The sequence below is a fragment of the Mesorhizobium sp. M7A.F.Ca.US.006.04.2.1 genome, assembly GCF_004022915.1.
Lineage (GTDB): Bacteria > Pseudomonadota > Alphaproteobacteria > Rhizobiales > Rhizobiaceae > Mesorhizobium > Mesorhizobium ciceri.
In genome coordinates this window covers 1-5,436 of sequence record NZ_RZQA01000428.1, presented here as the reverse complement: position 1 = coordinate 5,436, position 5,436 = coordinate 1, and the positions used below count along the sequence as shown (strand labels likewise).

General features: G+C 62.9%; 5 protein-coding genes. 3 read left to right on the top strand and 2 right to left on the bottom strand.

All coding sequences use genetic code 11. The features are described 5' to 3' along the window. Window positions 1-357 precede the first annotated feature (357 nt). Both EN925_RS21525 and EN925_RS21520 read left to right on the top strand, forming a co-directional pair. Window positions 358-2,139 carry a glucan ABC transporter ATP-binding protein/ permease gene (locus EN925_RS21525; RefSeq protein WP_013532297.1) on the top strand — a complete coding sequence of 594 codons (1,782 nt, stop codon included), beginning with the start codon at window positions 358-360 and terminating at the stop codon, window positions 2,137-2,139. A gap of 107 nt (window positions 2,140-2,246) precedes the next feature. After that, window positions 2,247-3,023, top strand: coding sequence for a heme ABC transporter permease (locus EN925_RS21520; RefSeq protein ID WP_027162453.1), 777 nt, complete (start codon window positions 2,247-2,249; stop codon window positions 3,021-3,023). A gap of 21 nt (window positions 3,024-3,044) precedes the next feature. Here the strand turns inward: EN925_RS21520 and EN925_RS21515 are convergent, their stop codons facing one another. Beyond that, on the bottom strand, window positions 3,045-4,103 hold the full coding sequence (locus EN925_RS21515) for a D-TA family PLP-dependent enzyme (protein WP_164753446.1): 1,059 nt from the start codon (window positions 4,101-4,103) through the stop codon (window positions 3,045-3,047). Window positions 4,104-4,293: 190 nt separating this feature from the next. Here EN925_RS21515 and EN925_RS21510 point away from each other — a divergent pair, with 190 nt between their 5' ends. Then, on the top strand, window positions 4,294-4,980 hold the full coding sequence (locus EN925_RS21510) for a D-lyxose/D-mannose family sugar isomerase (RefSeq protein ID WP_064995499.1): 687 nt from the start codon (window positions 4,294-4,296) through the stop codon (window positions 4,978-4,980). An 86-nt stretch (window positions 4,981-5,066) separates the two neighbouring features. Here the strand turns inward: EN925_RS21510 and EN925_RS21505 are convergent. Next, window positions 5,067-5,436 (bottom strand): L,D-transpeptidase (locus EN925_RS21505; RefSeq protein ID WP_164894315.1); only part of this gene is annotated, 370 nt, incomplete at its 5' end.

Genomic DNA, 5,436 nt, shown 5'->3' with positions numbered 1-5,436 from the left:
CCCCATAGGAGTAGCCGCGAGCGGTGAGGCTTTGGCCACCCTTCGCCTGGAAGGGCATCCTGCAGCTTTGTTTTGCTTTATACTTCGCGAAAGGCGATTTCGGCCTCAGTCATCCGCCCGACATTGTTGCTGATTAAAATTATGGCAGCACGTGCCAACTGCCATGATTTCGCCGCATGCCTGACATTTTACCTGTCTTCTCAAACCGTTAGGTGATCACGGCAGATTTCGGAACGTCGCCATCTTTTGTTCGCTCTAAGGGAACTGAAGGGGTACACGGCCATTGTTTTGCGACGTATCAACCGGTACGAATAAAATGATGCAGTGCACAATAAACAGCGTGGCGGAGTAACTGGGGTGACCCTTCTGCAAATCTACTGGCGAGCTCTCGGTTATCTGGCCGCGGACAGGAAACGCGTTGCGTTGATCTGTTCGGCCAACGTGGCTCTCGCCATCGTAGCGCTTCTCGAGCCGATTATGTTCGGTCGCGTCATCGGCGCCATCTCCGAGCGTGGCTCTGTCTTCACCACGCTGGTCATGTGGGCCGGTCTCGGCGCCTTCAACATCGTTGCCTTCGTCATGGTGGCGCGCGGCGCTGACCGTTTCGCCCATGCTCGGCGCAGCGAAGTGCTTTGCGAGTCGTTCGAGCGCGTGATCACCATGCCGCTCGCCTGGCACCATCAGCACGGCACCTCCAATGCGCTGCACACGATGCTGCGCGCCGTCGAAACCCTGTTCAGCCTTTGGCTCGAATTCATGCGCCAGCATCTGTCCACGGCTGTCGCCCTCGTGCTGCTGGTCCCGACCGCGATCAGCATGGACCTGCGCATGTCGCTGGTGCTGCTTGGCCTCGGGCTGCTCTATGTCGGCATCGGCCGGATGGTCATGCGCCGCACCAAGGCGGGCCAGGCCGCGGTCGAGCGCCACTACCACAAGGTGTTCGCGCATGTGACCGACTCGGTCAGCAACGTTGCGGTGCTGCAGAGCTACAATCGCCTCGGCCACGAGGCCGATACGCTGCGCCGCTACGTCAAGAACCTGCTCGACGCGCAGAACCCTGTGCTCGACTGGTGGGCGCTGGCCAATGCCTTGCACCGTCTGTCATCGGCAATCTCGATGCTGATCGTGTTGTCGATCGGCTCCTATCTCGTGACTCATGGTCAGTTGGGTGTCGGCGACGTCATTGCCTTCACCGGTTTTGCCACGATGCTGATCGCTCGCCTCGACCAGATGTCGGCTTTCGCCAACCAGATTTCCGAGGCCCGTGCCAAGCTCGAGGATTTCTACCATCTCGAGGACTCCGCGGCTGATTCCGCCGAGCCGGACGGCTTGCGCGATCTTTCCAACGTCACCGGCCATGTGCGCTTCGAGAATGTCGGCTTTGAATTCGCCAATTCCGGCCAAGGCATCGACGACGTGTCCTTCGAGGTGCAGGCGGGCCAGACCGTCGCCATCGTGGGCCCGACGGGTGCCGGCAAGACCACGCTCATCAACCTGCTGCAGCGTGTCTTCTCGCCGTCCCATGGCCGTATACTGATCGACGGCATCGACACCCGCACCGTGACCCGCAAGTCGGTGCGCCATTCGATCGCCACGGTGTTCCAGGATGCCGGCCTGCTCAACCGCTCGATCGAGGACAACATCCGTGTCGGCCGCGCCGATGCAAGCAATGACGAGATCCATGCCGCCGCCAATGCGGCTGCCGCACAGGACTTTATCCTGTCCAAGAGCAATGGCTACGACACGGTGGTTGGCGAACGTGGCGGCCAGCTGTCGGGCGGCGAACGTCAGCGCATCGCCATTGCCCGTGCCGTGCTGAAGGACGCACCGATCCTGGTGCTCGACGAGGCGACCAGCGCGCTCGACGTCGAGACCGAGGACCGCGTCAAGGAAGCGATCGACGAACTGCGCCGCGACCGCACCACCTTCATCATCGCCCACCGCCTGACCACCGTTCGCGACGCCGATCTGGTCGTGTTCATGGACAAGGGCAGGGTGGTCGAGATGGGCGGCTTCACCGAGCTGTCGCTGCGCAATGGGCGCTTTGCCAGCCTGCTGCGCGCTGGCGGCCTGCTCAACGACGAGGAGGTCCGCCGCCTCAGCCGCACCGTGCTGCAACAGCAGGAAGCGGCCGCCTGATCAGGCACGTCTCTGCCTTCTCCCACAGGGGAGAAGGCAAAGCGCTGCAGCCCTGCGACACCACCGCTCGATTGCCCCGAACGCCGCGGCGGTTTATGTAGAACCGTATGAGCGACACGACTTCACGCCTGACGAGCTGGATGGATCTCGCCAACCCGACGCGCTTCGTCGGGTTGGCGGACAAGGTCGTGCCGTGGCTGGCCACGATCGCCGCACTGATCCTCGCCGTCGGGCTCTATATGAGCTTCGCCGCGCCTGAGGATTTCCAGCAAGGCATCACCGTCCGCATCATGTACATCCACGTGCCTTTCGCCTGGCTGGCCATGATGTGCTACACGCTGATGGCGGTCTCGGCGCTCGGCACGCTCGTCTGGCGGCATCCGCTGGCCGATGTCGCGCTGAAATCAGCCGCACCCATCGGTGCGGTCTTCACCGCGCTGGCGCTGATCACCGGTTCGATCTGGGGCAAGCCGATGTGGGGCACTTGGTGGGTCTGGGATGCGCGGCTGACTTCGGTCTTCGTGCTGTTCCTGATGTATCTCGGCATCATCGCGCTGACCCGTGCGCTCGACGATGCCAGCCGCGCCGCCTGGGCCGCCGCCATCATCACGCTGGTCGGCTTCATCAACATCCCGATCATCAAATTCTCGGTCGACTGGTGGAACACGCTGCATCAGCCGGCCTCGGTGTTCCGCATGGGCGGCTCCACCATCGACCCCAGCCTGCTGTGGCCGCTTCTGGTGATGGCGCTCGGCTTCACCGTGCTGTTCTTCGCGCTGCACCTGATGGCGATGCGCACCGAAATCCGCCGTCGCCGGGTGATTGCCATGCGCAGGGTCGCGGCACGGCAGGCGGAGCGCTCTCCCCCTTCTCCCCTTGTGTGAGAAGGCAAGACGCTTCTTAGTTCACCCCATCCTTCCGCGCGCCGCCACAGGCAGCGTTTCCAGCACTTTGTCGCCGTCGACCAGGTTGACCTCGTTGAACAAGTTTGTGACGACGCAGCAATGGTCGGGCACGACACGCACGCGCTCGCCGATGCGCAATTTGCCGTCACCCGAAAGCGTGACGGTGCCGTGCTCCTCGCTCAGGCCCGTCACCCGCGCTCCCGGCACGCCGGGCAACTCGCCGAAATCGGCGAGACCCAGCGTGTCGCTGGACAGCGCCTTGCTGCCGGCATCGAGTATAGCGCGCGTCGCGGTGGGATGGCTGACCACCGTCGACAGCACCGTCAGCGCGCAATCGTCGAGCGTGCCGACGCCTTTGGCGACCTGATAGCGGTCGAGATAGATGTAGGTGCCTGGACGATACTCCGTGACAACAGATGTATCGCTGGAGCGCCACATATCCGGCGTGCCGCCGCTGGAGATGCGTTCGCAGGCGAGGCCCGATGCGGCCAGCGCCTGCTTGGCGTCGGCGAGCCAGGCTTCGGCCTCCGCTGCCTTCCCGGCGGCCGGGTAGGTCATCAGTCCTCCGAAGGCGAGGCCACCGGCTCTGTCGATCTGTCTTGCCAGCGCAACCGCTTCATCGGCCGACTGCACGCCGCAGCGTCCCATGCCGGTGTCGCATTCGACCAGCACCGGTAGACGATGACCGGCATCGGTGAAGGTGGCTGCCAGCCCTTCGAGCGTCTCCATGCTGTCCGCTGTCACCGACAGGGTGACGCGCCCGTGCAGCGCCAGAAGCCGCTCCAGCTTGGCGCGCCCAAGGATGTTGTAGGGAAGAAAAATATCGGCCAGCCCGGCATCGGCCATCACCTCGGCCTCGCCGATCTTCTGGCAGGTGATGCCGACGGCGCCGGCCGCCACCTGCTTCTTCGCCCAATAGGGCAATTTGTGCGTCTTGATATGCGGCCTGAGCTTCAGCCCATTCCTGTCGGCATGCGCCTGGGCGCGGGCAATATTGGCTTCGGCGCGCGCGGCGTCGATGAGAATCGACGGCGTATCGAGGTCGTGGACGGTCGGCATCATCTTTCACCCCATGAGGAATCCGCGGGATTTATGGCCCTGAAAATCCGCGATGTCACGCGGCCAGCGAAGCGGATCTGTGGTCCATGCGCCTAAGCGCAAGGCCGGGCAGGCGGCGAGATGGATCGACACCGCATCGACGTTCGGCTATGCGATTTGCCAGACAAATCGATACGAAGGGATCATGATCATGAAGCGCTCCGCCATCAACGACATCATCCGCGAAGCCGACGCTTTCATCCGCTCGTTCGGCTACATCATGCCGCCCTTCGCCTATTGGTCGCCGCAGGAGGCGAAGGCGCGCCAGGCCGACTCCGCGGCCGTGTTTACCTCGCGGCTCGGCTGGGACATCACCGATTACGGTCAGGAGAAGTTCAAGGAGCTCGGCCTGTTCCTGTTCACCGTTCGCAACGGCCGCTACGAGGACATGAAGAAGGGCATGGGCATGCTCTATGCCGAGAAAATCATGATCTCGCGCAAGGACCAGCTGTCGCCGATGCATCGCCACAACATCAAGGCCGAGGACATCATCAACCGTGGCGGCGGCAAGCTGGTGCTGGAACTGTTCATGCATGACCGCGACGGCGGCATCGATCCCAAGGCCGAGGTTTCGGTGCCGGTCGACGGAACCATCCACAGGCTGCCTGCGGGCGGGCTCCTGAAGCTCGACCCGGGCCAAAGCGTCACGCTGCTGCCCGGCGTCTGGCATGCCTTTTGGGCCGAGGGCAAGGATGTGCTGATCGGCGAGGTCTCGACCGTCAACGACGATCTCACCGACAATGTGTTTCGCGAACCGATCGGCCGTTTTTCCAACATCGACGAAGACGTTGCCCCGATCCATCTGCTGGTGTCCGACTACGAGAAGTGGCTGGGGTAAGGGGCCGCTCCACGCCCTCGGCGACGCCAGTCACACGACCGTGTGACTAGTCACACGGTCGAAAATGGGTAGGCCGTAGCGCCTACCTACTGCGATCCTTGTTCGACCGATCCTGCCGCTTCGTCCTTGAAGACGACCTTTGTGCCTTTTTGCACTTCAGAGGCGAGGTCTTCGGCATCCCAGTTGGTCAGCCTGATGCAACCATGCGAGAAGGTCTTTCCGATCTTGCCTGGGTCCGGCGTTCCGTGAATGCCGTAGCTATCGATGGACAAGTCGATCCAGACCGATCCCACCGGATTGTTTGGCCCGGCAGCGATCGTGAAGGGGCGCTTGGTCTTCACCCCCTTGAAGGCAAACTCGGGATCGTAATGATAGGTTGGGTGGTGCACCACGCGTTTGACCTCCGCCTGGCCACTCGGCGCGGGCTTCTCCTGGCTTCCGATCGAGGCGGGGTAC

Coding starts and splice junctions, on each gene's coding strand:
- EN925_RS21520 (WP_027162453.1), top strand. CDS start 2,247: ATGAGCGACACGACTTCACGCCTGACGAGCTGGATGGATCTCGCCAAC.
- EN925_RS21515 (WP_164753446.1), bottom strand. CDS start 4,103: ATGCCGACCGTCCACGACCTCGATACGCCGTCGATTCTCATCGACGCC.
- EN925_RS21510 (WP_064995499.1), top strand. CDS start 4,294: ATGAAGCGCTCCGCCATCAACGACATCATCCGCGAAGCCGACGCTTTC.